This is a genomic window from Actinomycetospora endophytica, from assembly GCF_021026375.1.
GTDB classification, from domain to species: domain Bacteria; phylum Actinomycetota; class Actinomycetes; order Mycobacteriales; family Pseudonocardiaceae; genus Actinomycetospora; species Actinomycetospora endophytica.
In genome coordinates this window covers 1195410-1220773 of the sequence record NZ_JAJNDB010000001.1, presented here as the reverse complement: position 1 = coordinate 1220773, position 25364 = coordinate 1195410, and the positions used below count along the sequence as shown (strand labels likewise).

Genomic DNA, 25364 nt, shown 5'->3' with positions numbered 1-25364 from the left:
CCGCTCAGTCCTCGTCGCCCTCGGTGAAGGGGTCGTAGTGGATCCGGTCCAGCGGCGTGCCGTCGACCAGCAACGCGGCCGTGGTCGCCCGGATCATCTCCGGCGAGCCGGCCAGCACGACGTCGTGGGAGAGCCACTGCCCGGCGCGGGTGACGGCCTCGACGACGGTGCCCGGCGCGAGCTCGAGGTCGAGCGGGTCCGACTCGCAGGCCCCGACGACCGCCAGCCACGGCGCGTCGTCGGCGATCGCGGCGAAGCGGTCCAGCGTGTGCAGGTCCTCCGGGGTGCGGCCCCCGACGATCACCGTGGTCGGCCGGACGTCGACGCCCTGCGCGGCCTGCGCGGCGAGGTCGTCGCAGAGCGCCAGGGCGACGGACGCCCCGGTGCCGCCCGCGACGATCAGCAGCTCGCGCTCGGCGGTGACGTCCGCGTCGAGGTCGCCCTCGGCGGGGCCGATCCGCCACTGCTCGCCGCACTGGCTGTGCGCGACGAGGCTGCGGCTGACCCAACCGCCCTCCACGGCACGCACGTGGAACTCGAGCAGGCCGTCCGCGCGGGGCGCACCGGCCGGGGTGAGGCGCCGCCACATCCGCGGGCGCTGCGGCACCTCGACGGTGACCCACTGGCCGGGCCGGTAGTCGACCGGCTCGTCGGGGGCCACGGTGATGACTGCGAGATCCCAGCTCAGCCGCCGGTGGGCGACCACGGTGCCGGTGACGACGCCGGGCATGGTCGCCGCGCGGCGGCGCGCGGGCTCGGCGGCCAGCGAGTAGGCGAGGCTCCAGGCGGCGTCGGCCCCGGGGGCCCACAGCTCGCCCGCGAACTCCCGGACCGCGCCGACGAGCGCCACGCCGACCGGTTCGTCGGCCGAGGCGTCGAGCCCGAGGGCGCGCGTCTCCTTGGCCAGGGTCTCGACGGCGCTCGCGAGCTCCTGCGGGCGGTCGACCGCGGACATCGCGGCGATCGAGGCGCGCAGCAGCCGGCGGGCCGCCCGGTCGGCCTGGGTGGGGAAGTGCGCGCGCAGGCCGGGGGCGAGGCTGAAGAGCAGCGCGGCGAACCAGTGGGCGAGGTCGTCCTCCTGGTCGTCGAGGCGCGACCACACCGCGCGCACGGCCTCGCCGGCGCGGGCCGCGTCCGACCGGGGCGAGGCGAGCGGGGTGGTGGCCTCGGGCCGGGGGGTCCGCGCGGGGGCCTGGGCTCGCGCCGGGGTCGGCGCCTGTGCGGGGGCCTTCGGGGCCTCGGGGACCGGGGCCGCCGTCGTCGTGTCGACCTCGGGCCGGCGGGTGACCTCGGGCCGGGGAGCGGCCGCGGGCTCGGGGGCGAACTCGGGCTCGGCGGTGAACGCGGGCTCGGGGGCGATCTCCGGCTCGGGAGCGGCCGGGCGGGGCGTGACGGGAGCGCCCTCGGCGTCGTCGGGACGTGCCTCGTCGGTGACACGGGGCACCACGGCGGTGCGGGCGTCGTCGGGGACCTGGCGGGGCGCGGCCGCGGACGGGATGCGCGGCCCAGGGGTGGGCAGCGGGGCGGTGGGCATCGCCTCCGGGGGAGGCGGCACGGTGGGGGGTGTGGCCAGCGCGGTGGGCCTCGGCGCGGCGGGAACCAGGCGCAGCACCCGGCCGCGGTCCTGGGGTGTCTCGCCCGAAGCGGGGTCCTCGGCGGGTGCGGAGACCTCGTCCGCACCCGTCCCGCCCTCGCGCGCAGCCCTGCCCCTCGGCACGGCTGGGCCGATCGGCTCGGCAGGTTCCGCCGACATGCCGAACTCCCCTCGTTCCCCGGCGAGGTCCCGTCCCTCGCCCGAGTCGGGGTCAGCATGACAGAGCGTGCCAGGGAGCGGCGCACCGTCCCCGATTTGTCACTCACGGTACTGACCGGGATGTCCGGAACGTCAAAACCCCCATGACTTGAGCGGAATAGACGCAACTCTGCGGGCGCTGTCCCCAACAACGGTCGACGCCGCGTTCCCGGCGCGTCGGCCACGCCCCACGGCGTTCGACCACACACGATCACCGAGTACCTCGGACCCGGCCAGGGACCGGGTCGCAGAAAGGCACAGGCAGATGGACTTCTCGCCGACGACGCGCACCCAGCAGGCGGTGTCCGCCGCGGTCCGCGCCGCCACCGCGTCGGGGAACCCGCAGGTCTCCCCCGCCCACCTCGTCGTCGCTCTCCTCGACCAGACCGACGGGATCACGACGCCCCTGCTCAAGGCGGTGTCCGCCGACCCCGCCGCCGTCCGCGCCGAGGCCGAGCGACTGATCGCCTCGATGCCGAGCGCGACCGGCTCCAGCGTGTCCGCCCCGCAGTTCGACGGGGACTCGGCACGCGTCCTCGCGCACGCCCAGCAGCTGGCCGCCGACATGGGCGACGAGTACGTCTCGACCGAGCACCTGCTCGTCGGCGTGGCCGCCACGGGCGGGCGGACCGCCGAGATCCTCAAGCGGCACGGGGCGACGGCCGAGGCGCTGCAGGAGGCGTTCGGCAAGGTCCGCGGCTCCGCGCGCGTCACCTCACCCGACCCCGAGGGCACCTTCCAGGCGCTCGAGAAGTACGGACAGGATCTGACGGAGCGTGCCCGGTCCGGGGCGCTCGACCCGGTGGTCGGCCGCGACGCCGAGATCCGTCGCGTCGTGCAGGTCCTCTCCCGGCGCACGAAGAACAACCCGGTCCTGATCGGCGAGCCCGGCGTGGGCAAGACCGCGATCGTCGAGGGGCTCGCGCAGCGCATCGTCGCGGGTGACGTCCCCGAGTCGCTGCGGGACAAGAAGGTCGTCGCGCTCGACCTCGGCTCGATGGTCGCCGGCGCCAAGTACCGCGGTGAGTTCGAGGAGCGGCTCAAGGCCGTCCTCGGCGAGATCACCGACTCCGCGGGCCAGGTCATCACGTTCATCGACGAGCTGCACACGATCGTCGGCGCCGGCGCGACCGGCGAGTCCGCCATGGACGCCGGCAACATGATCAAGCCGATGCTGGCGCGCGGCGAGCTGCGGATGGTCGGCGCGACGACGCTCGACGAGTACCGCAAGCACATCGAGTCCGATCCTGCGCTCGAGCGCCGCTTCCAGCAGGTCCTCGTCGGCGAGCCGTCGGTGGAGGACACCGTCGGCATCCTGCGCGGGCTCAAGGAGCGCTACGAGGTGCACCACGGCGTGCGGATCACCGACGCCGCCCTCGTCGCCGCCGCGGCGCTCTCCGACCGCTACATCACCGCCCGGTTCCTGCCGGACAAGGCGATCGACCTGGTCGACGAGGCCAGCTCGCGGCTGCGCATGGAGATCGACTCGCGGCCGGTGGAGATCGACGAGGTGGAGCGCGCGGTGCGCCGCCTCGAGATCGAGGAGATGGCGCTGGCCAAGGAGTCCGACGCCGCCTCCGCCGAGCGGCTCGTGGCGCTGCGGGCCGAGCTCGCCGAGAAGCGCGAGGAGCTCGACGCCCTGACCGCCCGCTGGACGGGTGAGAAGGAGTCGATCAACTCGACGCGCGATCTCAAGGAGCAGCTCGAGACGCTGCGCGGCGAGGAGGCCCGGGCCGAGCGGGACGGGAACTACGAGTCGGTCGCCCGCCTGCGCTACAGCCGCATCCCGGAGGTCGAGAAGCAGCTCGAGGCGGCCGAGTCGGCCACCTCGACCGGCCCGCTGATGCTCCAGGAGGAGGTCGGCCCGGACGACGTGGCCGACGTCGTCTCCGCGTGGACCGGCATCCCCGCCGGCCGGCTGCTCGAGGGCGAGACCCAGAAGCTGCTGCGCATGGAGGGCGACCTGGCCGGGCGCGTCGTCGGCCAGGAGGAGGCCGTGCGCGCGGTGTCCGACGCGGTGCGCCGGACCCGAGCCGGCATCGCCGACCCCGACCGGCCGACCGGCTCGTTCCTCTTCCTCGGCCCCACGGGCGTCGGGAAGACCGAGCTGGCCAAGGCGCTCGCCGCGTTCCTGTTCGACGACGAGCGGGCCATGATCCGCATCGACATGAGCGAGTACGGCGAGAAGCACTCCGTCGCCCGGCTCGTCGGCGCGCCCCCCGGGTACGTCGGCTACGACCAGGGCGGCCAGCTCACCGAGGCCGTCCGGCGCCGGCCGTACTCCGTGGTGCTGCTCGACGAGGTCGAGAAGGCGCACCCCGACGTGTTCGACGTACTGCTGCAGGTCCTCGACGACGGGCGCCTCACCGACGGCCAGGGCCGCACGGTGGACTTCCGGAACGCGATCCTGGTGCTGACCTCGAACCTCGGGTCGGCCGCGCTGACCGACACGTCGCTCGACGACGACGGCCGTCGCGACCGGGTCATGGAGGTCGTGAAGCGCTCGTTCAAGCCGGAGTTCCTCAACCGGCTCGACGACGTCGTGGTGTTCCACGCCCTCTCGACCGAGGAGCTGACCTCGATCGTCGACATCCAGATCCAGCGGTTGGCCGGCCGGTTGGCCGGGCGGCGACTCACGCTGGAGGTCAGCGACGCGGCGAAGGAGTGGCTGGCCCTGCAGGGCTTCGACCCGGTCTACGGGGCACGGCCGCTGCGCCGGCTGGTGCAGTCCGCGATCGGCGACCAGCTCGCCCGTGAGCTGCTCGGCGGCGGGGTCCGCGAGGGCGACACGGTGCGGGTCGACCTCGACAAGGACGCCGAAGCCGGGGCGGGCGCGCTGTCGGTGGTCCGCGCCGAGTAGGTGCGGGAGCCGTTCCGCTCTCGCACGAGGGGAACCCTGATGCGGTTCTAGCGGCCGGATCCTCCCCTCGCGTTCCGACCGAAGGGCCCCTTCGCTCGATCTGTTCGAGCGGAGGGGCCCTTCGCTCATGTTCGGGGCGGGGCGGCCGTTCGACGAGGGGCACGTGGCGCATGATCAGCCGGGCTCCGGGATGCCTGGCGTACCCCTCGCGCCGAGGAACGCGCCGCTCAGCCGATCTCGCGGACCTGCCCGGCCTCGACGTGCCAGCGCCGCGTCGTCGACACCGCCGTGAGCATCCGACGGTCGTGCGTGACCAGCAGCAGCGTCCCCTCGTACGACGCCAACGCCGACTCCAGCTGCTCGATCGCGGGCAGGTCGAGGTGGTTGGTCGGCTCGTCGAGCACGAGCAGGTTGACCCCGCGGGCCTGGAGCAGCGCCAGCGCGGCCCGGGTGCGTTCCCCAGGTGAGAGCGAGTCCGCCCCGCGGTGCACGTGCTCCGCGCCGAGCCCGAACTTCGCCAGCAGCGTCCGGACCTCCGCGGTCGGCCAGCGGTCCACCTCGGGCTCGCGGGAGAACGCGTCGAGCAACGACGCCCCTGAGGCCAGCACCTCCCGCGCCTGGTCGACCTCCCCGACGACGACCCCCGACCCCAACGACGCCCGCCCGGCGTCGGGAACCACGCGACCCAGCAGCAGGGAGAGCAACGTCGTCTTCCCGGCCCCGTTCGCGCCGGTCACCGCGACCCGGTCGCCGTAGTCGAGCTGCAGCGTCACCGGCCCGAGCTGCCACCCACCCCGCGAGACCACCGCCCCCGACAGCGACGCCACCACCGTCCCCGACCGCGGCGCGGCCGCGATCGACATCCGCAGCTCCCACTCCTTGCGGGGCTCCTCGACGACCTCGAGCCGCTCGATGCGCCGCTCGGTCTGCGAGACCTTCGCGGCCTGCTTCTCGGTGGCCTCGGCCCGGAACTTGCGGGCGTTCTTGTCATTGTCCGAGCGCCCGTCCTTGCGCCGCGCGTTGCGGACCCCGTTCTCCATCCAGTTGCGCTGCTCGTGCATCCGCGTCGTGAGGGCGGACCGCTTCTCGGCGTACTCCTCGTAGTCCTCGCGCGCGTGCCGCCGCGCCACCTCCCGCTCCACCAGGTACGCCTCGTACCCGCCGCCGTACGAGGCGACCTGCTGCTGGGCGAGGTCGAGCTCGAGCACCGCGGTGACGGTCCGCGCGAGGAACTCCCGGTCGTGGCTGACCAGTACCGTCGGGGACCGCAGCTCCCGGACGAACCGCTCCAGGCGCTCCAGTCCGGCGAGGTCGAGGTCGTTCGTGGGCTCGTCGAGCAGGAAGAGGTCGAACCGGGCGAGGAGCAGCGCGGCGAGGTTCACCCGGGCCGCCTGGCCGCCGGACAACGACGTCATGAGGGTGTCGTCGGCCAACCCGAGCCCGAGGTCCTCGGCCACCTCGGGGACGCGGTCGGCGAGGTCGGCCCCGCCCAGGGCGAGCCAGCTCTCGAGGGCCGTGGCGTAGCGGTCGTCGGACCCCGGGGTCCCCTCGGCGAGCGCGGCCGTCGCGGCGTCGAGCTCGGCCTGGGCCGCCGCGACGCCCGTGCGTCGGGCGAGGAAGCCGCCGATCGTCTCGCCGGCACGCGGCGCCGGCTCCTGGGGCAGGTGCCCGACGGTGGCCGTGGGCGGCGCGAGCTCGACCGCCCCGGTGTCGGGGGCCGTGAGCCCGGCGAGGATGCGCAGCAGGGTCGACTTCCCGGCGCCGTTGGCTCCCACGAGCCCGACCACGTCACCGGGGCCGACGGTGAGGTCGACGCCGGAGAAGACCGTCCGGGCGCCGTGCGCGGCGGAGACGCCCCGCGCGACCAGGGTGGCGCTCACGGTCCGACCCTATCGGGGCTCCGCGAGGCGCACCGGCCCTGACCAGCCGGATCCCCGGGCGGGAAATGCGACGCCGCGCCGAGTGTCCTCCCCCGGTGGTGTCGGGGGCAGGCCGTACGCTCGCCGGGTGCCTGCCTGGATCTGGTTCGTCGTGGCGCTCGCCGCCGCAGCCGGCGGCGCGCTGCTGCTCTGGTACGACCGCGCGCGCCCCACCCGCCGGGGTAACGGCCGGCGTGACTGGGCGGCGTCGAAGGGCTGGGAGTTCACCGACGCGCTGTCCTCACCGCCGCACGCGTGGCGCTACGGCACGCTGCGCGGAGACGGCCCACGCCACGCCTACGACATCGCGACGGGCGCGGTGCCCGGCCCCGGGGGCCGCCGCCTCGGCTGCATCTTCGACCAGGAGCAGGACGGCGAGACCGTCGCGACGGTGGCCGCGGTGCGCGGCACGGTCGCGGTGCCGGTCGCGATCGAGCTGCGGCTGCCCGAGTCGCCGCGGCCGGACGACGACGAGCTCGACAACCTGGGTCAGGTCGGTCGCCGGTACGCGTTCGTCAGCAACGCGCTGGAGGGCCGCCGGCTGCTGACGCGCCAGGTCACCGACACGGCCGACCGCGTGGGCGCCGACGTCCCGCTGGTCTGGGCCGAGGACACCTGGGTGCTGGCCTCCATCGAGCCGGACGCCGACCCGGACCGCGTCGAGGGGCTCATCGAGTCGCTGGTCGACGTGTCCGCGGCCATCAAGGAGGCCGTCGAGGGCGGCGGCTCGCGCGAGGAGGCCGCCGGGAGCCCGGCCGACGAGGCCGCGACGGCGGTCGTGGGCGCGCGCTCGGCCCGCGGCGACGACACGCCGACCACGACCGTGCGCGGGGCGGGTGCCGACGACGACGCCCCCACCACCAGCGTGCGGAGCTCCCGCGTCGACGACGCGCCGACCAGCACGATCGGCGGCGGATCGCGCGGCGGCTCGGGCCGCCCGGACGACCGCGGCTCGGATCGGGGTCGAGGCTCCGACCGCGGGCCGAGCCGGGACACCGGCCGGGGCGCCGCTCGGCCGAACGAGGACGACGACGAGGACTACGACGAGGAGCTCGAGCGGTTCGCGGCCGGCGAGGAGGACGCCAGCCCGTACTCGCGCGCCGGCTCCGAGCCGACCCACCGGGAGCGCCCCGGCGACATCCCCTACGACCTCGAGCAGGACGACCCCGACACCGACAGCCCGTCCGAGCCGCGCTCGTCGAAGGGCAGCACCTGGCGCAGCGGCCCCTTCCGCGGACGATGACGGGCGCGTCCTCCTCACGTCCCACCGCCCTCGTCACCGGTGCCAGTTCGGGCCTGGGGACGGAGTTCGCGGTCCAGCTCGCCGACCAGGGGTACGACGTCGTCCTGGTAGCGCGTGACGAGGTCCGTCTCCGGGCGCTCGCCGACCGGCTCGGGGCCCGGGGGACCCGTGCCGACGTCCTGGTGGCCGACCTCGCCGACCCGGCCGCGCGCGCCCGCGTCGAACGCAGGCTCGCCGAGCCCGCCGTCGACGAGGCACCGGTCGACCTGCTGGTCAACAACGCGGGCTACGCGACGGCGGGCGAGTTCGTCGGCACCGACCCGGCCGTGCTCGCGGCGAACCACGAGGTCAACGTCACCAGCGTGCTGCTGCTGTGCCGGGCGGCGCTGCCCGGGATGATCGAGCGCGGCCGCGGCGGTGTGATCAACCTGTCGAGCGTCGCCGGGTTCCTGCCGGGCCGCGGCTCGGTCTACGGTGCGGGCAAGGCCTACCTGACGCAGCTCTCGCAGAACCTGTTCATGTCGGTCGCGGGCACCGGGGTCCACGTCATGGCGCTGTGCCCGGGCTACACGAAGACCGAGTTCCACGCGCGGCTCGGCCAGGAGCGCAGCGGGCCGGGATTCCTGTGGCTGGAGGCGGACCGGGTGGTCGCCGACGCGCTCGAGGACTTCGCGAAGCGCAGGGCGCTCTCGGTGCCGGGGGCGGTCTACAAGGCGATCGTGACCGTGAGCCGCCTCGCGCCGCTGCGGATCGTCCAGGTACTCGCGCGGCGCAGCGGCTCCGGACGGGGCTGAACCGCCCGCCGTCCCGACCCCGGCGGAGAATGACGGCCATGAGCGACGCCCTCACCACGCGGGCCGCCGTCGGCGGTGGCCCGGACGTGGACCCCGCCGCCCGCGACCGCCTCGCCGTCCTGGCCCGTGAGCTCGCCGTGGTGCACGGCCGTGTGACGCTGTCCTCCGGGCGGGAGGCCGACTACTACGTCGACATGCGCCGGATCAGCCTCCACCACGAGGCCGCGCCGCTGATCGGTCGGCTGCTCCGCGAGATGACCGCCGACTGGGCCTACGACGCCGCGGGCGGGCTGACCATGGGCGCCGACCCCGTGGGTGCCGCGATCATGCACGCCCCGGGCGCGCCGGTGGACTCGTTCGTCGTGCGCAAGGAGGCCAAGGCGCACGGCATGCAGCGACGGATCGAGGGTCCGGACGTCGTCGGGCGCCGGGTCCTCGTCGTGGAGGACACCTCGACGACCGGCGACAGCCCGGTCACGGCGCTGGACGCGCTGCGGGAGGCGGGCGCCGAGGTGGTCGGGATCGCGACGATCGTGGATCGGGCCACCGGGGCGGCCGAGGTGATCGAGAGCCGGGGCGTGCCGTACCGGTCGTTGCTCGGGCTCCCGGATCTCGGTCTCGGATGAGCGAGCAACCCGATGTCAGCGATGCGGCGTCACTGACACTCAACGTCAGCGGCGCCGCATCGCTGACACCGGACGAGGGCCCCGACCCCGGCCCGACCGAATGGGCCTCGGGCGATCCGGAGCGCGAGGTCGGGGTCGGTCCCTGGCCGGGCGGAGCGGACGCGTGGCCGGAGGACCCGCGCCTCGACCCGGAGCTGCTCGCGGACGGTGACCGCCGCAACGTCGTCGACCGCTACCGCTACTGGCGGCGCGAGGCGATCGTCGCCGACCTCGACACCCGCAGGCACCCGTTCCACGTGGCGATCGAGAACCTCCGGCACGACGCCAACATCGGCACCGTGGTGCGGACCGCCAACGCGTTCACCGCGGCCGCGGTGCACATCGTCGGGCGCCGCCGCTGGAACCGCCGCGGCGCGATGGTCACCGACCGGTACCAGCACGTCGTCCATCACCCCGACGTCGCGGAGCTCGCCGGGTGGGCCCGGGACGAGGACCTCCCGATCGTGGCGGTGGACAACGGGCCGGGCGCGGTGCCCCTGGAGACCGCCGCGCTGCCCCGCCGCTGCGTGCTCCTGTTCGGGCAGGAGGGCCCGGGGCTCACGCCCGAGGCCGTGGCCGCCGCCGACCTCGTCGTCTCGATCGCCCAGTTCGGCTCGACCCGCTCGATCAACGCGGGGGTGGCGGCCGGGATCGCCATGCACGCCTGGATCCGCGAGCACGCCGGACCCTGACACCCGCCGTCAGGAACCCCGGCGGTCGGCGAGGGGTCGTCCGTGACGATCAGTTGCCGGGGCGCTGGATCCGGGTGGTCGGGGCGTCGTCGTTCGCCCCGTCGAGAGTCTCCTCGGCGAGGTTCGAGGCGCCGAGCTTCTTCTCGCGACGAGCCTGCAGCGCCTCGATCGCGATCGGGATCAGCGAGATCACGACGACGAGGACGAGCATCGCCTCGATGTTGTTCTTGACGACGTCGAACTGGCCGAGCACGGCGCCGAGCAGCGTCACGCCGGCGGCCCACGCCACGGCGCCGATCGCGGAGAACGTCAGGAAGCGGCGCGCCTCCATCCGCCCCACGCCTGCCATCACGGTGATGAAGGTGCGCACGATCGGCACGAAGCGGCCGAGCACGATCGCCCGGTTGCCGTACTTGTCGAAGAATTTCTGGGTCCGGTCGACGTTCTCGCGCTTGAACAGCCGGGAGTCGGGCTTGTCGAAGATCGCCGGTCCGGCGGCCCGTCCGATATAGTAGCCGCACACGTTGCCCGCGAAGGCGGCGACGGAGAGCACCACGCACACCAGCCACAGCGGCGTCGCGATGAGGCCGGTCGTGGCGGCGAGCCCGGTGATGAAGAGCAGCGAGTCGCCGGGCAGGAAGAACCCGATCAGCAGGCCGCACTCGGCGAACAGGATCAGCGCCACGCCGAGCAGGGCCCAGGGGCCGAGGCCCGAGATGATGTGGCTCGGGTCGAGCCACTGCGGACCGAGGGCGACCAGCGTGGTGGCGTCGGAGGGCGTCACGGCGCTCACGGTACTGGCCGCACGTGAGACGACGATGTGCGGACGGCCCGTGCGCCCGAACGGGTCAGGCCGGGAGCAGCAGGGAGAGCACGCCGATCGCCCCGCCGACGACGCCGCCGGCGAGCACCGCGACCGCGCTCCACCAGGTCACGGTGGCCGCGCTCCACGGGGCGTAGCCCTCGGGCGCGGCGAGGCCGGCGGGGGCCGGACGGGGCGGCGCGGTAGGGCGGGGAGCCGGACCGTAGGGGCGCTGGGGCGCACCGGGCGCCCCGAACGGTGTCGACGACGGCCCGGAGCGCACCGGAGCCGTGGGCGGGGCCGGGGGCATCGGGCCGCGCGGGTAGGCGGGCGGCGGAACGCCGGGGCCTCCGGACCGGGGCGCGGGCACGTCGGGTCGCGCCTGGTCGGGGCGGGGTGTGGTGGGCGCCGCACCGCTCGGCGGCGTCTCCGCCCGCTTGCTGCGGCCGAGCGGGCGGAAACGTCGGCGGCGGCTGCCGCCGGGCTGCTCCGGCTGATCACCGGAGGCCGGGGCGGGAGTACCGGACGGCGAGGACGGCGCGTCGGTGCGCGGCGTCGACACGCCTCCTGCGGCGTGGGCCCGCAGCGCCTCGGACAGCAGCCGCTCGTCACTCATCGCGGTGGATCGTAGCGGCGGGCCCCGACGTCACCCCAGGGTCGTGTGGGACAGCGGTGGACTGGGCGCGGTGGACGGCGCCGAACGGCCGAGCGGGCACCGCCCGATGACGCAGCGGGCCAGGGTGCCGGCGCGGCCCCGACCCGGCGGGACTTCAGGGCCCGGCGCCGACGATCTTGGAGATGGCGTCGAGTCCGCGGCTGGCCGTCGACTTCACGGTGCCGCGGCTGATCCCGGTGGCGTCGGCGATCTCGGCCTCGGAGAGCCCGCCGTAGTAGCGCAGCACGAGGACCTCGCGCTGGCGGCGGGGCAGCTGGCCCAGCGCGGACACCACCGCCTGGTGCTCCGCGGAGAGCATGGCCAGCGACTCGGCCGACCGGGCGTCCGCGGTGTGCGGCGGGGTGTACTCGCGCGCCGTCCGGCGGCGGCGCAGCACCGAGCGGGAGCCGTTGACCACCGCCGTGCGGAGGTACCCGAGCGCGGCGTTCTCGTCCCGCAGCCGCGACCAGTGCCGGTGCAGCCCGGTGAAGGCCTCCTGGACGACGTCCTCGGCGGTCGCCGGGTCGTCGACCAGCAGGATCGCGAGGCGGACGAACCGCATCCGGTGCTCGCGGTAGAGATCCTCGAGGGTCCGGGGACCCTCCGGGACCGCCTCGCTCTCGGGGGCCGCCCACGGGCCGGGAGCCGGCGGCGGTGCCGGCGCGCCGGGGCGTGCCGGGGCGGGATGGCCGGGGCCCGGCCGACCGGGCGCGGGCCGGGCGGGAGCAGGCCCGCGCGAGTCCTGGCGTGGTGCCGGTGGGGCTGCGGGGTGCACGACGGAGGCCTCGGCCCCCGTCACGGCATCGAGCGCGCGCAGGCTTCCCAGCGTGCGCTCGATCGCGCTCTCCACCGGCTCGACCACGCCCCCGACGATAGACCAGCCCTCCGACTGCCTCGGGCCGGAGGAGCGCGGCCCCGCCGCCGTGACGCGCGGTGGCGCCGTCGCTGCGCCAGGTGGGGACGTCCCGGTCCGGTCACCGGTGATCTCCGCCCCTGTCACGACGGGCGCGCCCATCACGCTCCGGCGGGCATACTGCGCGCGCCGGGCGTGCACCCAGGGCCCGGGAACCAGGCCAGGTCCCGGCGTCGTCCGGGTCCGCAACCGCAGAAAGCGCACCGCGCCGACCGAGGGAGCCACCTCATGCCGATCGCGACCCCCGAGGTCTACAACGAGATGATCGACCGGGCGAAGGCGAACCGCTTCGCCTACCCCGCGATCAACTGCACCTCCTCCGAGACCGTCAACGCCGCGCTGCGCGGGTTCGCCGAGGCGCAGAGTGACGGCATCATCCAGTTCTCGACCGGCGGGTCGGAGTTCGGCTCCGGCCTCTCGGTGAAGGACATGGTCGTCGGCTCGTCGGCGCTGGCCGAGTTCGCCCACGTCGTCGCCGAGAAGTACTCGATCAACGTTGCGCTCCACACCGACCACTGCCCGAAGGACAAGCTCGACTCCTTCGTCCGCCCGCTGATCGCGATCTCCCAGGAGCGCGTGGCGGCCGGGAAGCCGCCGCTCTTCCAGTCCCACATGTGGGACGGCTCGGCCGTCGAGCTGCACGAGAACCTCGACATCGCCCAGGAACTGCTCGCCCAGGCGGTCAAGGCGAACATCATCCTCGAGGTGGAGATCGGCGTCGTCGGCGGCGAGGAGGACGGCATCTCCGCGGCCAGCGACGACAAGCTCTACACGGCGCCCGGCGACTACGAGGCCACCGTCGACGCGCTCGGCGCGGGCGAGAAGGGCCGCTACCTGCTTGCGGCCACGTTCGGCAACGTCCACGGCGTCTACAAGCCCGGCAACGTCAAGCTGCGCCCGGACATCCTCAAGCAGGGCCAGGAGGTGGCCACCCGCAAGCTGGGGCTGCCCGAGGGCTCGAAGCCGTTCGACCTGGTCTTCCACGGCGGGTCGGGCTCGCTCATCGAGGAGATTCACGAGGCCCTCGACTACGGCGTGATCAAGATGAACGTCGACACCGACACCCAGTACGCCTTCACCCGGCCCATCGCCGGGCACATGTTCTCCAACTACGACGGCGTGCTGAAGGTCGACGACGAGGTGGGCAACAAGAAGGTCTACGACCCGCGCAGCTACCTCAAGGCCGCCGAGCAGGGCATGGCCGACCGCGTCGTGCAGGCCTGCGAGAACCTGCGCTCGACGGGCCAGTCGCTCGGGAAGTAACCCCGAGACCCGCACGAGGGGAACCCTCGGCCGCTCTACCCGGCCGGGGGCTCCCCTCGTGCCGGTCGGGGACCGTGGCCGGTGGGACGATCGGGCCATGACCATCCCGACCGGGCCCGCCGCCGATCACGGCCACAACCTGCTGGGCCCCCAGCCCACCCTGCTGCCGGAGGACCCGGCGCCGCAGGGGCGTCTCGAGGCGGGCGAGGACCCGGCCGCCGTCGCCGCGGACCACCCCACCTCGAGCGCCGTGTGGGCCACGCTGGCCGAGCGCGCCCTCGACGGCGGCGAGACCATCGCGGCCTACGCCTACGCGCGCACCGGATACCACCGCGGGCTGGACCAGCTCCGGCGCAACGGATGGAAGGGCTTCGGTCCGGTGCCCGTCGACCACGTGCCCAACCAGGGGTTCCTGCGCGCGGTCGCGGTGCTGGCCCGGGCGAGCGCGACGATCGGCGAGGCCGACGAGGCCGCGCGGTGCCGCGACCTGCTCGACGACTGCGACCCGAAGGCCGCCTCCGTGCTCGGCGTGGTCTGAGGACCTCAGGAAGCCCGGCGCAGGGGCTGGTCGACGACCTCGACCGGCCCGGCGTCGAGCACGAGCGGCGCCGGCTCGGTCACCGACTGGAGGTGACGCTGTGCGACCGGCGGGGTCGGTCCGGCCTCCAGTCGCAGCGGCCCGCGCACGGGGCGCCTGCGGGGCCGGGTGTCCAGCAGCCTGGTCTCGAACTTCTCCATCAGCATCGTCGCGATCAGGAGGAGTACCGGGATGAGGACCGCGACCAGCATGAACAGAACGTACCCCGGTCCGGGTGAGGCCGAACCTCCCTGAGGACAGGTCGCTCCGATCGGTGCAGCGCGGTTACGACAGGTGTGCTACAGGTCACCCATCACCCACGTGCGCGTCGGACCGGGGGCTACTGGATCCTCACCGTGCGTCACAGGTTTGCTGTGGGCACGGCGTCGGCCGGACGCACCAGGATCCAGTCGGCGGTGTGCCGGTACCAGCTGCGGCGCTCCAGCGGGCGGTCCTCGTCGACCCCGTCGCGGTGCAGTGCGGCGGGTCGGCACCCGATGGTGGCGGCCCGCCCGCGCGCGTGGAGCTCGGCCCCTCGGAGCAGCCCGCCGAGCCGCCGGCGCCGGGTCACGGTCACCGTCACACCCCCGACCGCCGCGGGTCCACCGGCGGGATCGGGACGGACGACGAGGCCGGCGGCCTCGCCGCGCACCACCTCGCGCTCGTCGCAGTAGACGACTCCGTCGAATGCGCCGACGCGGTGTGCTCCCACGACCACCCCGCCGCGGTCGTCGCGGACCAGCGGGGCGGGCGCGGCGGCGCCCTCGCGCGCCACGTCGAGCGCGTGACGCGGACCGGTGGGTACGCCCCAGACCGCCGCGACCTCGGAGGCCGACCAGGGCAGGAAGGCCACCGGGACGTCGAGCCGCTCGCGGCGCAGCAGGCGCACCAGGACCGCGGCGAGGTCGTCGTCCCCGCCGGCGACGACGAGTCGGCCGGTCCCGGCCAGCGCCGGCCGGTCCAGGACCGGGTCGACGTCGGCGCGTCCGGGCCGCCGGGGGACGGCGACGATCTCCGTCGTACCGCCCAGCGCCTCGCCGAGGTCGCCGGCCCATCCCTGTGCGGTGACGTCTCCGCAGGTCAGCACCACGAACGGCCCGGGGGTCGAGGACCGTGGTGTCGGATCGGCGGACAAGTGCGACTACCCTTCGGGTGCACGGATGGCTCATCGGGTGACGCCGAGCGGGTGCGCCGTGCGAGAGCGACCGCACGAGCACGAAACCCAGGGAGTGTCACATGCCGGCCATCGTCCTCATCGGCGCCCAGTGGGGCGACGAGGGCAAGGGCAAAGCCACCGACATCCTCGGCGGCGAGGTCGACTGGGTCGTCCGCTACCAGGGCGGCAACAACGCCGGTCACACGGTGGTGCTGCCCGACGGCAAGAAGTTCGCGCTGCACCTCATCCCCAGCGGGATCCTGACGCCCGAGGTCACGAACGTGATCGGCAACGGCGTCGTCGTGGACCCCGGGGTGCTGCTCGAGGAGCTGGCCGAGATCGAGGGCCAGGGCGTGGACACGTCCAAGCTGCTGATCTCCGCCGACGCCCACATGCTCATGCCGTACCACGTGGCGATGGACAAGGTGACCGAGCGCTTCCTCGGCAAGTCCAAGATCGGCACGACGGGTCGGGGCATCGGGCCCGCCTACCAGGACAAGGTGGCGCGCGTCGGGGTCCGGGTGCAGGACGTCTTCGACGAGAAGATCCTCCGCGAGAAGGTCGAGGCCGCCCTCGACCTCAAGAACCAGATCCTGGTCAAGGTCTACAACCGCCGCGCGCTCGACCCCGACGAGGTCGCCGACCAGGTGCTCGCCCAGGCCGAGGGCTTCTCCCACCGGATCGCCGACACCCGCCTCGCGCTGAACCAGGCGCTCGAGCGCGGCGAGACGGTGCTGCTGGAGGGCTCGCAGGGGACGCTGCTCGACGTCGACCACGGCACCTATCCGTACGTGACGTCGTCGAACCCGACGGCGGGCGGCGCGTCGGCCGGCTCCGGGATCGGCCCCACGCGCATCGACCGCGTGATCGGGATCCTCAAGGCGTACACCACCCGCGTCGGCTCCGGGCCGTTCCCGACCGAGCTGCTCGACGACGACGGCGAGTACCTGCGCAAGCAGGGCGGCGAGTTCGGCGTGACGACGGGGCGCAGCCGGCGCTGCGGCTGGTTCGACGCCGTGATCGCGCGCTACGCGACGCGGGTCAACGGGCTCACCGACATCTTCCTGACCAAGCTCGACGTGCTCTCCAGCCTGCGCGAGGTCCCGATCTGCGTCGCCTACGAGATCGACGGCAAGCGGGTCGACGACATGCCGATGACGCAGTCGGACCTGCACCACGCGAAGCCGGTGTACGAGCGGATGCCGGGTTGGTTCGAGGACATCTCGGCCTGCCGGTCCTTCGAGGACCTCCCGGCGGCCGCGCGCGACTACGTCGAGCGGATCGAGGAGCTCTCGTTGGCACGGGTCTCGGCGATCGGGGTCGGACCGGGCCGCGACGAGACCATCACCCGAGGTGCTGTCGCCTAGACTGGATCGGGTGGGCGCCTGTGAACACCTCATCGCTTCCAAGGACCTCGATGAGCCGATGCCGGCGGTCGATCCCGAGAGTCCCGGGCTGATCTGTCCGGACTGCCGCGAGGCCGGCTACGACGTGTGGGCCCACCTGCGCATGTGCGTGACCTGCGGGCACGTCGCGTGCTGCGACTCCAGTCCGTACCGGCACGCCACGGTGCACTACGAGTCGACCGGCCACCCCGTCATGCAGTCGTTCGAGCCGGGGGAGTCCTGGCGGTGGTGCTACGTCGACCGCCGCCTGCTCCCGCTGGTCGCGCAGGAAGGCAGGCCCGCGTCCCGGTAGGTGCGCTCCGCGCTCGTGAGCAGTAAGTGACGCCAGGGCGTCAATTAGTGCTCACAGGCGCGGAGCGCACCTACCCGAAGGCGGCGATCGCGGTGTCGCTGTTGTCGCTGAACAGCCCCTCGACGCCGAGCGCGCGGTACTGCGCGTACTCCGCGAAGGCGTCGCCGTAGGTCGACTTCGGCGCCGCCTGCGGGGGCTGACCGGGCTGCTCGCCGCGCTGCAGCGCCGGCGGGAGGAACTCGTTCTCGTTGCGGAACGTGTAGGGCATCGTCTTCAGCCCGACCGCCTTCGCATCGGTGACCAGCGACGTCGGCCCGCCGGTCGGGACGATCACCCGCTCCTTCGACGGCCCGATCCAGGTCGCGTAACCGGCGACCTCCCGCAGCCCGGCCGGGGTCACGAGGTCGTCGAACGTCCGGCGGTCGCCCGCGGCGACGAGGTCGGCGGGCGCCACCCCCGTCGAGTCGACCAGCTGCAGAAGCGGACAGCCGAGCTGGGTCTTCAGCTCCTTGAGGTTGGTCGTCTCGAACGACTGGATGATCACGTGGGGGTCCGCCTGCATGTTCCGGCGCTTCAGCGTGTCGACCATGGTCGGTTCGATCGGCAGCCCGATGGAGCGGTGGAACGTCGAGTGCTTGACCTCGGGGAGGATGCCGACGCGGCGGCCCAGCTCGCGGGAGAGGTCGTCGAGGAGGTGGAGGACCTCGTCGAACGTGAGGATCTCGCCGCGCCCGTTGTAGAGGGTGTTGTGCGGGCGGGTCGCCGGAATCCGCTCGACCACGCGCAGCGTCTTGAGTTCGGCGAGGGTGAAGTCGACGGTGAACCAGCCGGTGGTCGGCAGCGAGTCGATCACCTTGGTGGTGCGGCGCGAGGCGAACTCGGGGTGCGCGGCGACGTCCGTCGTCCCGCCGATCTCCGGCTCGTGCCGGGCGACCAGGTGGCCGTCGCGGGTCGAGCACAGGTCGACGTCGACGGCGTCCGCGCCGAAGCGCGCGGCCAGGGAGTACGAGTCGACGGTGTGCTCGGGGCGATACCCGCACGCCCCGCGGTGGCCCACGATCGTCACGGCCGAGCGGCCGGGGCCGGGCGTCGTCGGGGTCGGTGCCGCTCCGCCCGACGAGGCCGCGCCGGAACCGGCGGCTCCCGCGGCCCCCGCCGGTCCCGCACCGGGGGTCCCGGCCGCGCCCGGCGCCGGCGCGGTGTTCGAGCAGGCGACCAGGCCCACGGTCGCGAGGCCACCGGCGGTCACGAACGCGGCACGACGGGTGATCTCCATGCACGGATGGTTTCCCGACGGCGCCGGCGGCCGCCACCCGGGCAGGCGACCGCCGGGTGAACACCCGGAGCCACGAACGCTCACGCAGCGCGCGAGTACTCGTCGACGTCCTCGATGCCCTCGATGCCTCCTCGACGCCGCGGGAGGTGATCGATCGTTGCCATCGGGGCGGGCGCGGCAGGTGACCCCCGACGCGGCGGGAGCAGGGACAAGACCCCACCCGCGAGCACGAAGAGCATTCCGATTCCCGACGGTGCCTGGGTCGGCTGTGGCGGAGTGTGGTCCTTGTGGGTGTTGGTGATCATGTGATCAGACTGACACCCGGGGTACCTGTGATCCTCGCGTCGCCGCGCCACACGATCAGGCCACATGCTCGACGACGGAGCCCTCCCCGCCCCTGGGTCGTTCGTCCGGGCTGGGGCGGTGAGGCGGACCCCGGCCCCGTAGGGTCGGCGGCCGTGCGCGTCCTGGTCGTCGGGTCCGGAGCCCGCGAACACGCCCTGCTGCTCGCCCTCGCCGCCGATCCGGCCGTGACGGCCCTCGCGGCCGCCCCGGGCAACGCCGGCACCGCCGGCGTCGCCGAGCACCCGGGGCTCGCCGACCCGACGTCGGGACCCGACGTCGTCGACCTGGCGCGGCGCTGGCGGGCGGACCTCGTCGTCGTCGGCCCGGAGGCACCGCTGGTCGCGGGCGTGGGCGACGCACTGCGTGAGGCGGGCATCCCCTGTTTCGGCCCGACCGCGGCGGCCGCCCGGATCGAGGGCTCGAAGGCGTTCGCCAAGGACGTCATGGCGTCGGCCGGGGTGCCGACGGCGACCTCCGAGATCGTCGACACCCCCGCCCGGCTGGACGCCGTGCTGGAGAAGTTCGGCGCACCCTGGGTGGTGAAGGACGACGGCCTCGCCGCGGGCAAGGGCGTGCTCGTGACCCCCGAGTACGACGACGCCCGGGCCCACGCGATGACGCTGCTCGACTCGGGGCATCCGGTGCTGTTCGAGTCGTTCCTGGACGGGCCCGAGGTGTCGCTGTTCTGCTGCGTCGACGGCACCGACGTCGTGCCGCTGCTGCCCGCGCAGGACGCCAAGCGCCTCGGCGACGACGACGCGGGCCCCAACACCGGCGGCATGGGCGCCTACGCGCCGTTGCCCTGGGCGCCGTCCTCGCTGGTCGACGACGTGGTGGAGCGGATCGTGCGCCCGGTCGCCGCCGAGATGGCGCGGCGCGGGACGCCCTTCTCGGGCCTGCTCTACGCGGGGCTCGCGCTCACCTCGTCCGGGCCGCAGGTCGTGGAGTTCAACGCCCGCTTCGGCGACCCGGAGACCCAGGCGGTGCTGGCGCTGCTGCGCTCGTCGCTGTCCTCGCTGCTGCTGGCGACGGCGACCGGCCGGCTCGGCGCGGAACCCGCGCCGACCTGGACGGACGGCTACGCGGTGACGGTCGTGATGGCCGCCGAGGGCTACCCCGGCTCGGTCCGGACCGGCGAGGTGATCACCGGCGCGGACGGGCGCGGCGTGCTGCATGCCGGGACGCGGCGGCGCGACGACGGGGCGGTGGTCTCCGCGGGTGGGCGAGTGCTCTCGGTGGTCGGGACCGGTCCGACGCTCGAGGACGCCCGCGCGGACGCCTACACGAAGCTCGACGCGGTGCACCTGCCCGGCGGCCACGCCCGCACCGACATCGCGCGGGCGGCGGTCGAGGGTCGGATCTCGGTCCCGGGCTGATCGGCTCCGTCAGCGATGCGGCACCGCTGACGTTGGATGTCAGCAACTCCACATCCTCGATGTCGCGCCCGATCACGCCCCCGCGAGTTGTGCCGAACCGCCACCGGGGCCCACGACGCCGACCTACGCTCCCCGGCATGCCCGACCTCGTCTACGGCTCCGCCGCCATCGAGCAGGCGCGCGTCGCCGCATCGGCACAGGCGCGCCGCATCCCGGCGCTCGCCGACGTGCTCGGCGCCGGATCGGTGGATCTCGGGGTGGACGGGCTCGAGGCGGGCGGCTCCCTGACCGGGGCGCTCGCCGACCTGCGCGCCGCCCTGGAGAGCGAGCTCACCGCGGGCGGCGCGCGCATGGACGAGGTCGACCGAGCGCTCGACGCCACACTCCGCTCGATGCAGGGCGCCGACTCCGACTCGGCGAGCGGCGTCCGCGCGGTGACCCGCGGGGCGAGCGGGCTCTCCAGCGGCACGCGGACCTTCTCGTCGTCGGGACTGGGCGCCCTGGCCGCCCTGCGGTGAGTGGTCCGTGGCGGGCTGGGGGTACGACGTCGTGGGCGCGCTGGAGTCGACACCGGGCACGGAGGCGCTGCTCGCGATCGCCGACCGGGTTGACCGGGTGGACGCCGCGGCCGTGACCGACCTCGGCCGCCGGTTCGCGGCGCTCGCCGACGGGATGGACGACTCGATGCGCGCGGTGTCGGGCGGGGGCGACGACGTCGGGCGCGCCTGGCAGGGCCCCGGCGCCGACGCGTTCACCCGCTACACCGCCGAGTTCTCCCGTGCCGGCGCCGGCACGGGCGACGCCGCCCGGGCCGCCCAGCGCGAGCTCGCCGACCTCGGGCAGACGCTGCAGGCGCTGCGCGACGAGGTCGCGGGTCACGTCTCGGACGCCCTGGACGCGGCCCACTCCCGGGGCGGGGCACTCGGTTCGCCGAGCGTCGCCGAGGTCCGGGCGGCGGTCGCCGAGCCCACCGCCCGGGCCCAGGACGCGCTCGACCGCGCCGAGGCCGAGGTCGCCGTCTCCGCCCGCCGGCTGCGCGCGCTCTCCGGAGCCATGACCGGGTGGTCGCGCCTGCGTTCCCCCGACGCGGGCGTCTCCTCGGCCTCCGGGGCCTCGTCCCGCTGGTCGGACCGGCAGCAGGCCACGGTCGGCGCCGACGAACCGGTGCAGTCGGCCCGGATCACCGGCTCCGGGGACGACGACGGGTCGGGGCAGGGTCACGACGGCGGGTCGGCGGTCGAGAGCACGGGATCCGAGGCCGGGAGCGGGGGCACACACAGCGGCGCCACCCACAGCGGCCACTCGGGCGACGACTCCCACGACGGCGACAGCTCCAGCACCAGCCACGGCGGTGACACGAGCACCGACGGTGGCGGCGGCCACTCCGCCTCCGGGACGAGCGAGACCTCGTCGTCGGGACCCGGCGGCGGCCCGCCCGGGAAGGTCGGCGACTGGATCCGTCAGGCCACCGCGATCCTCGCCGAGCACGGGGTCCCGGCCGACAAGATGGACCAGGACGACATCGCGAAGATCATCGACCACGAATCCGGCGGGGACCCGGACGCCACCAACGGCTGGGACTCCAACGCGGCGAAGGGCACCCCGTCGCAGGGCCTCATGCAGACCATCGGCCCGACCTTCGACGCCAACAAGCTGCCCGGCCACGGCGAGATCCGCGACCCGATCGACAACATCATCGCGGGGGTCCGGTACGCCATCAAACGGTACGGGTCGGTGTCGAACGTGCCCGGCGTCGAGGCGCTGGCCCGGGGCGACTCGTACGTCGGCTACTGACCTCATCGGGCCCCGGCGCAGCTGTGTCAGGGTGGACCGCGTGACGACCGTGCGCCCCGCCAGGAATCCCGCGAGTCGCGCCCAGGTCCCACCGTTCCACGTGATGGACGTGTGGGCCGCCGCGGGCGAGCGCCAGCGCACCCACGGCGACCTGGTGAACCTCTCCGCGGGCCAGCCCTCCACCCCGGCCCCGGTCGACGTCCGGCGCGCCGCCGCCACGGCCCTCGACGAGCAGATCCTCGGCTACTCGGGCTCGCTCGGCGTTCCGGCACTGCGCGAGGCGATCGCTACGCACCACCGCCGCCGCTACGGCGACGACACGGTGACCGCGGACGACGTCATCGTCACCACCGGCGGCTCGGGCGGGTTCCTGCTGAGCTTCCTGGCGGCGTTCGACGCGGGCGACACCGTCGTCCTCGCCCGCCCCGGCTACCCCTGCTACCGGAACATCCTCGCGAGCCTCGGCTGCCACGTCGTCGAGCTCCCGACGGGACCGGAGACCCGCTTCCAGCCGACCGTGGCGATGCTCGAGGAGCTCGACGAGGCCCCGGCCGGCCTGATCGTCGCGAGCCCGGCCAACCCGACCGGCACCGTCATCGACCCGGCGGAGCTGGCCGCGCTCGCCCGGTGGTGCGACGAGCACGGCACCCAGCTGATCAGCGACGAGATCTACCACGGGATCGAGTACGACCCGGGCGGCACGAGCCCGGCCAGCGAGACCGCGTGGAACACCAGCCACGAGGCCGTCGTCGTGACCTCGTTCTCGAAGTACTGGTCGATGACCGGGTGGCGGCTGGGCTGGCTGCTCGTCCCGGAACGACTGCGCCGCGCCGTCGACGTGATCTCCGGGAACTTCACCGTGTGCGCGCCGGTCCCGGCCCAGGCCGCGGCGCTCGGCGCCTTCACCGACGCCGCGTACGCCGAGGCCGACGGCCACGTCGAGCGGTACGCGATCAATCGCGCGCTGCTGCTCGACGGGCTGCCGCAGATCGGGCTGACGCGCCTGGCCCCGGCCGACGGCGCGTTCTACGTCTACGCGGACGTCGGCCACCACACCGACGACACGCTCGCGTTCGGGAAGCGCATCCTCGCCGAGACCGGGGTCGCGGTGGCACCGGGGATCGACTTCGACCCGATCGACGGCCACACCTGGATCCGGCTCTCGTTCGCCGGCGCCACCGACGACGTCCGCGAGGCTCTCGACCGTCTCGGCCGCTGGCTCCCGACGCTCTAACGGCTCGCGCGCAGCACCTCGAGCGTCCGCCAGGCCCGCGTGGCCAGGTGCAGGTTGAACCAGACGTCGGGATCGCCGAGATCGACCCCGGCGATCTGCCGGATCCGCTGGAGGCGGTACTTCAGCGTGTTGCGGTGCACGATGAGCGACTTCGCGGTCAGCTCGTAGTTCCCGCCGCGCTCGAGGTGGTGGGCGAGGGTGCGCACCAGCTCCGAGCCGCGGCTGGTGTCGTACTCGAGCAGCTTGCCGAGCCAGTGCTGCACGAACCGCTCGATCTCCCCGAGGTCCTCGATCCCCACCAACAGCTGGTAGACCCCGAGGTCGTCGAACCGGATCGCGCGGTCGTCCCACTCCGCCTGCGCGGGCAGCCGCAGGGCCAGCCGGGCCTGCCGGTACGAGCGGGGGAAGTCGCCCACCTGCTCGCACCGCTGCCCGACGCCCATCCGCGCGCGCCCGCCCCCGAGCTCGCGCAGCACCGCGCGCCGCAGGTGCTCCCAGTCCGGCTCGCTGTCGGCGAGCAGGACCACCTCCTCGCGGCGCGCGACGACGAGCGTCCCGGCGGGCTCGTCGCGCGCGGCCCGGCGGACGGCCTGGAAGAACGCGTCGTCGTCCCGCACCCGGCCGTGGCCCTCGACGACGACGACCCGGTGCGGGCGCTGCAGGTCGTAGCCCAGCGCCATCGCCCGGGCGAGGCTGGACTCCTCGTCGGTGCCGCCGAGCAGCTCGTCGACCACGTCGCGACGCAGCCGCAGCTCGCTCTCGGCGAGGCTGCGCACGCGCGCGAGCTCCATCGCGAGGATCGTCGCGCCGTGCTCCAGCGCCATGAGCTCGGCCTCGCCGGCGCGCTGGTCCGGGTCGTGGAGCACGATCGCCCCGAGCGTGTCGCCCTGCGGGTGCGCGAGCGCCACGACCTGCGTCCCGTGTCGCAGCGGCCGGGCCTCCCGGGCGATGCGGGCGATCAGCCGCTCCCGGCACGCGGGCGGCTCCTTCGGGTACACCGACGGCCGGTCGGGGCCGGCCCACGCCTGCAGGTTGCCGTAGCGGTCCTCGATCGCCACGCCCAGCCCGGTCAGGTCGTGCACCGCGCGGGCGATCCCGTCCTGCCCCTCCCCGGAGACGGCCACGGCGGTGAGCCGGGAGTGGATGTCCATACTCCGGCGCAGCGCCTCGACGGTGCCGCGCAGCCGGTCGTTGACCGCGACGAGGGTGGCGGCGGTGGCCTGTTCCTGGTCGTGCAGGCGGCGGTTGGCCAGGGCGTCGCCGGTCTGCTGGGCCAGCGCCCGCAGCAGGAAGGTCTCCTCGCCGGAGAACTCGGCCGGCCCCCCGACGACGAGGTGGCCGAGCGGGTCCTCGGTCTGGCGCAACGGCCACGCCCAGCCGTGCTCGAGCCCGGGCACGCGCACCGGTCCGCCGGACGGCCCGAGCCCGGCGATCTCGGCGGCGAGCTCGCGTGGGCCGGTGTCCCCGGGAAGCACCACCTGCGCGTACCCGCAGCGCGCGAGCGACGGGGCCGCCCCGCTCGCCAGCAGGACGATCTGCCGCTCGTCCGCACCCTCGGCCATCATCTTCCCGAGCAGGAGCAGGCTGCGCATGCTCGAGAGGAGCTCGCGCTCCGCCCGGTCCGGCGGCGCGGAGATCACGACGCGGTGGCCGGTCTCCGGCCGAGGTAGTCGTGCGGATCGGTGTACCAGGGGTTCTCGACGAGCTCGCCGCCGATCAGCACGGCCGGGTGGGTCTGGAGGATCTCGACGACGATCTCGCCGTCGCTGAACCGCTCGAGGTCGTACAGGCAGAGCGCGACGAGCGGGTAGCGCGGCAGGAAGTCGTTGAGCCGCGACTCGTACGAGATCAGCCCCTCGACGCCGGGGCGCCCGCTCAGCGCCCACGTCATCTCCCCGACCGAGCGCACCGAGTCGAACCCGTCGCGCACCACGGCGCCGCCGACCTCGGTCTCCCAGAAGCCGAGCATCCGGTCGATGACGAAGCAGCCGTCGGCGAGGTAGGTCGACTCGGAGTCGGTCGAGCGCAACCGGCCGCGGGCGAGCTCGGGGTCCGACGCCGACTCGGCGACCAGCTCGCCGACCGCGGCCGTCGGGTCGTCGGTCACGCACAGACACATGTCCCCGGCCCGCAGCCCTTCGCGCAGGTAGGGGACCAGCAGCGCGTCGCGTTCCCGGGCGCCGCGGAAGAAGGCGCAGATGTGATCGCCCGGCGTCAACCGGACGCCGGGCAGGCCCATCGTCATCGACGCCGCCATCGCACACTCCTGTGCTGTAGATCACATACCGTACTGCCGGGGACAGGTATCCG

The 25364-nt window shown here is 74.2% G+C and carries 23 protein-coding genes; 13 read left to right on the top strand and 10 right to left on the bottom strand.

The features are described from left to right. Window positions 1–4 precede the first annotated feature (4 nt). The gene (locus tag LQ327_RS06005) at window positions 5–1753 is read right to left on the bottom strand and encodes an FAD-binding oxidoreductase (RefSeq protein ID WP_230730603.1); all 1749 of its coding nucleotides are present in this window, start codon (window positions 1751–1753) and stop codon (window positions 5–7) included. A gap of 304 nt (window positions 1754–2057) precedes the next feature. Here LQ327_RS06005 and clpB point away from each other — a divergent pair, with 304 nt between their 5' ends. Further along, window positions 2058–4652 (top strand): ATP-dependent chaperone ClpB, encoded by a 2595-nt coding sequence (gene clpB, locus LQ327_RS06000; protein ID WP_230730602.1) that lies wholly within the window; start codon window positions 2058–2060, stop codon window positions 4650–4652. A 227-nt stretch (window positions 4653–4879) separates the two neighbouring features. On the opposite strand, the gene LQ327_RS05995 is transcribed toward clpB, so the two are convergent. Beyond that, on the bottom strand, window positions 4880–6532 hold the full coding sequence (locus tag LQ327_RS05995) for an ABC-F family ATP-binding cassette domain-containing protein (RefSeq protein WP_230730601.1): 1653 nt from the start codon (window positions 6530–6532) through the stop codon (window positions 4880–4882). A 127-nt stretch (window positions 6533–6659) separates the two neighbouring features. On the opposite strand from LQ327_RS05995, the gene LQ327_RS05990 reads away from it, so the two are divergent. Genes LQ327_RS05990 through LQ327_RS05975 form a run of 4 tightly spaced genes read left to right on the top strand, consistent with a single transcriptional unit; the run spans window position 6660 to window position 9965 of the window. Continuing rightward, window positions 6660–7814 (top strand): TtfA family protein, encoded by a 1155-nt coding sequence (locus LQ327_RS05990; RefSeq protein ID WP_230730600.1) that lies wholly within the window; start codon window positions 6660–6662, stop codon window positions 7812–7814. Further along, entirely contained in the window at window positions 7811–8608 is a 798-nt protein-coding gene (locus tag LQ327_RS05985; RefSeq protein ID WP_230730599.1) for an SDR family NAD(P)-dependent oxidoreductase, read from the top strand. The genes LQ327_RS05990 and LQ327_RS05985 overlap by 4 nt, the downstream gene beginning before the upstream one ends. A 38-nt stretch (window positions 8609–8646) precedes the next feature. Next, on the top strand, window positions 8647–9234 hold the full coding sequence (pyrE, locus tag LQ327_RS05980; RefSeq protein ID WP_230730598.1) for an orotate phosphoribosyltransferase: 588 nt from the start codon (window positions 8647–8649) through the stop codon (window positions 9232–9234). Then, on the top strand, window positions 9231–9965 hold the full coding sequence (locus LQ327_RS05975) for a TrmH family RNA methyltransferase (protein ID WP_230730597.1): 735 nt from the start codon (window positions 9231–9233) through the stop codon (window positions 9963–9965). The genes pyrE and LQ327_RS05975 overlap by 4 nt, the downstream gene beginning before the upstream one ends. Window positions 9966–10014: 49 nt before the next feature. Here the strand turns inward: LQ327_RS05975 and LQ327_RS05970 are convergent, their stop codons facing one another. The 3 genes from LQ327_RS05970 to LQ327_RS05960 all read right to left on the bottom strand — a co-directional run bounded on the left by LQ327_RS05970 (window position 10015) and on the right by LQ327_RS05960 (window position 12284). Then, window positions 10015–10758 (bottom strand): DedA family protein, encoded by a 744-nt coding sequence (locus LQ327_RS05970; RefSeq protein ID WP_230730596.1) that lies wholly within the window; start codon window positions 10756–10758, stop codon window positions 10015–10017. Window positions 10759–10813: 55 nt separating this feature from the next. Further along, entirely contained in the window at window positions 10814–11383 is a 570-nt protein-coding gene (locus LQ327_RS05965) for a hypothetical protein (RefSeq protein ID WP_230730595.1), read from the bottom strand. A gap of 154 nt (window positions 11384–11537) precedes the next feature. Next, window positions 11538–12284, bottom strand: a complete 747-nt coding sequence (locus tag LQ327_RS05960; protein ID WP_230730594.1) for a SigE family RNA polymerase sigma factor — start codon at window positions 12282–12284, stop codon at window positions 11538–11540. Between the two features lie 279 nt (window positions 12285–12563). On the opposite strand from LQ327_RS05960, the gene fbaA reads away from it, so the two are divergent. Then, window positions 12564–13598 carry a class II fructose-bisphosphate aldolase gene (fbaA, locus tag LQ327_RS05955; protein WP_230730593.1) on the top strand — a complete coding sequence of 345 codons (1035 nt, stop codon included), beginning with the start codon at window positions 12564–12566 and terminating at the stop codon, window positions 13596–13598. A gap of 97 nt (window positions 13599–13695) precedes the next feature. After that, entirely contained in the window at window positions 13696–14136 is a 441-nt protein-coding gene (locus LQ327_RS05950) for a DUF3151 domain-containing protein (RefSeq protein WP_230730592.1), read from the top strand. Window positions 14137–14141: 5 nt separating this feature from the next. Here the strand turns inward: LQ327_RS05950 and LQ327_RS05945 are convergent, their stop codons facing one another. Continuing rightward, window positions 14142–14387, bottom strand: coding sequence for a hypothetical protein (locus tag LQ327_RS05945; protein WP_230730591.1), 246 nt, complete (start codon window positions 14385–14387; stop codon window positions 14142–14144). A gap of 149 nt (window positions 14388–14536) precedes the next feature. Then, entirely contained in the window at window positions 14537–15310 is a 774-nt protein-coding gene (locus tag LQ327_RS05940; protein ID WP_230730590.1) for a hypothetical protein, read from the bottom strand. A 101-nt stretch (window positions 15311–15411) separates the two neighbouring features. Here LQ327_RS05940 and LQ327_RS05935 point away from each other — a divergent pair, with 101 nt between their 5' ends. Both LQ327_RS05935 and LQ327_RS05930 read left to right on the top strand, forming a co-directional pair. Continuing rightward, window positions 15412–16698 (top strand): adenylosuccinate synthase, encoded by a 1287-nt coding sequence (locus tag LQ327_RS05935; RefSeq protein ID WP_230730589.1) that lies wholly within the window; start codon window positions 15412–15414, stop codon window positions 16696–16698. A gap of 10 nt (window positions 16699–16708) precedes the next feature. Then, on the top strand, window positions 16709–17029 hold the full coding sequence (locus tag LQ327_RS05930) for a UBP-type zinc finger domain-containing protein (RefSeq protein ID WP_230730588.1): 321 nt from the start codon (window positions 16709–16711) through the stop codon (window positions 17027–17029). 70 nt (window positions 17030–17099) lie between these two features. Here LQ327_RS05930 and LQ327_RS05925 read toward each other — a convergent pair whose 3' ends face one another. Continuing rightward, window positions 17100–18305, bottom strand: a complete 1206-nt coding sequence (locus LQ327_RS05925; protein WP_230730587.1) for a glycerophosphodiester phosphodiesterase family protein — start codon at window positions 18303–18305, stop codon at window positions 17100–17102. A 458-nt stretch (window positions 18306–18763) separates the two neighbouring features. On the opposite strand from LQ327_RS05925, the gene purD reads away from it, so the two are divergent. The 4 genes from purD (at window position 18764) to LQ327_RS05905 (ending at window position 23054) form a co-directional block, all read left to right on the top strand. Then, entirely contained in the window at window positions 18764–20026 is a 1263-nt protein-coding gene (purD, locus tag LQ327_RS05920) for a phosphoribosylamine--glycine ligase (protein WP_230730586.1), read from the top strand. A 137-nt stretch (window positions 20027–20163) separates the two neighbouring features. Then, window positions 20164–20544, top strand: coding sequence for a hypothetical protein (locus tag LQ327_RS05915; protein ID WP_230730585.1), 381 nt, complete (start codon window positions 20164–20166; stop codon window positions 20542–20544). A gap of 7 nt (window positions 20545–20551) precedes the next feature. After that, window positions 20552–21820 (top strand): lytic transglycosylase domain-containing protein, encoded by a 1269-nt coding sequence (locus tag LQ327_RS34575; RefSeq protein WP_230730584.1) that lies wholly within the window; start codon window positions 20552–20554, stop codon window positions 21818–21820. A 103-nt stretch (window positions 21821–21923) separates the two neighbouring features. Next, complete coding sequence (locus LQ327_RS05905) at window positions 21924–23054, top strand: pyridoxal phosphate-dependent aminotransferase (protein ID WP_269069545.1); 1131 nt, start codon at window positions 21924–21926, stop codon at window positions 23052–23054. Here LQ327_RS05905 and LQ327_RS05900 read toward each other — a convergent pair. After that, complete coding sequence (locus LQ327_RS05900) at window positions 23051–24646, bottom strand: PucR family transcriptional regulator (protein ID WP_230730582.1); 1596 nt, start codon at window positions 24644–24646, stop codon at window positions 23051–23053. The two genes, LQ327_RS05905 and LQ327_RS05900, sit on opposite strands and share 4 nt — an antisense overlap. A gap of 44 nt (window positions 24647–24690) precedes the next feature. Further along, on the bottom strand, window positions 24691–25311 hold the full coding sequence (locus LQ327_RS05895; protein ID WP_230730581.1) for an MEDS domain-containing protein: 621 nt from the start codon (window positions 25309–25311) through the stop codon (window positions 24691–24693). Window positions 25312–25364 lie beyond the last annotated feature (53 nt).

Bases quoted from the DNA above. Each gene is read 5' to 3' on its own strand.
- LQ327_RS05985 (WP_230730599.1), top strand. From the start codon at position 7,811: ATGACGGGCGCGTCCTCCTCACGTCCCACCGCCCTCGTCACCGGTGCC.
- LQ327_RS05925 (WP_230730587.1), bottom strand. From the start codon at position 18,305: ATGGAGATCACCCGTCGTGCCGCGTTCGTGACCGCCGGTGGCCTCGCG.
- LQ327_RS05900 (WP_230730582.1), bottom strand. From the start codon at position 24,646: ATGCGCAGCCTGCTCCTGCTCGGGAAGATGATGGCCGAGGGTGCGGAC.
- LQ327_RS05905 (WP_269069545.1), top strand. From the start codon at position 21,924: ATGGACGTGTGGGCCGCCGCGGGCGAGCGCCAGCGCACCCACGGCGAC.
- LQ327_RS05945 (WP_230730591.1), bottom strand. From the start codon at position 14,387: ATGCTGGTCGCGGTCCTCATCCCGGTACTCCTCCTGATCGCGACGATG.
- LQ327_RS06005 (WP_230730603.1), bottom strand. From the start codon at position 1,753: ATGTCGGCGGAACCTGCCGAGCCGATCGGCCCAGCCGTGCCGAGGGGC.
- LQ327_RS05975 (WP_230730597.1), top strand. From the start codon at position 9,231: ATGAGCGAGCAACCCGATGTCAGCGATGCGGCGTCACTGACACTCAAC.
- LQ327_RS05915 (WP_230730585.1), top strand. From the start codon at position 20,164: ATGCCCGACCTCGTCTACGGCTCCGCCGCCATCGAGCAGGCGCGCGTC.
- fbaA (WP_230730593.1), top strand. From the start codon at position 12,564: ATGCCGATCGCGACCCCCGAGGTCTACAACGAGATGATCGACCGGGCG.
- clpB (WP_230730602.1), top strand. From the start codon at position 2,058: ATGGACTTCTCGCCGACGACGCGCACCCAGCAGGCGGTGTCCGCCGCG.
- LQ327_RS05895 (WP_230730581.1), bottom strand. From the start codon at position 25,311: ATGGCGGCGTCGATGACGATGGGCCTGCCCGGCGTCCGGTTGACGCCG.
- LQ327_RS05965 (WP_230730595.1), bottom strand. From the start codon at position 11,383: ATGAGTGACGAGCGGCTGCTGTCCGAGGCGCTGCGGGCCCACGCCGCA.
- LQ327_RS05935 (WP_230730589.1), top strand. From the start codon at position 15,412: ATGCCGGCCATCGTCCTCATCGGCGCCCAGTGGGGCGACGAGGGCAAG.
- pyrE (WP_230730598.1), top strand. From the start codon at position 8,647: ATGAGCGACGCCCTCACCACGCGGGCCGCCGTCGGCGGTGGCCCGGAC.
- LQ327_RS05950 (WP_230730592.1), top strand. From the start codon at position 13,696: ATGACCATCCCGACCGGGCCCGCCGCCGATCACGGCCACAACCTGCTG.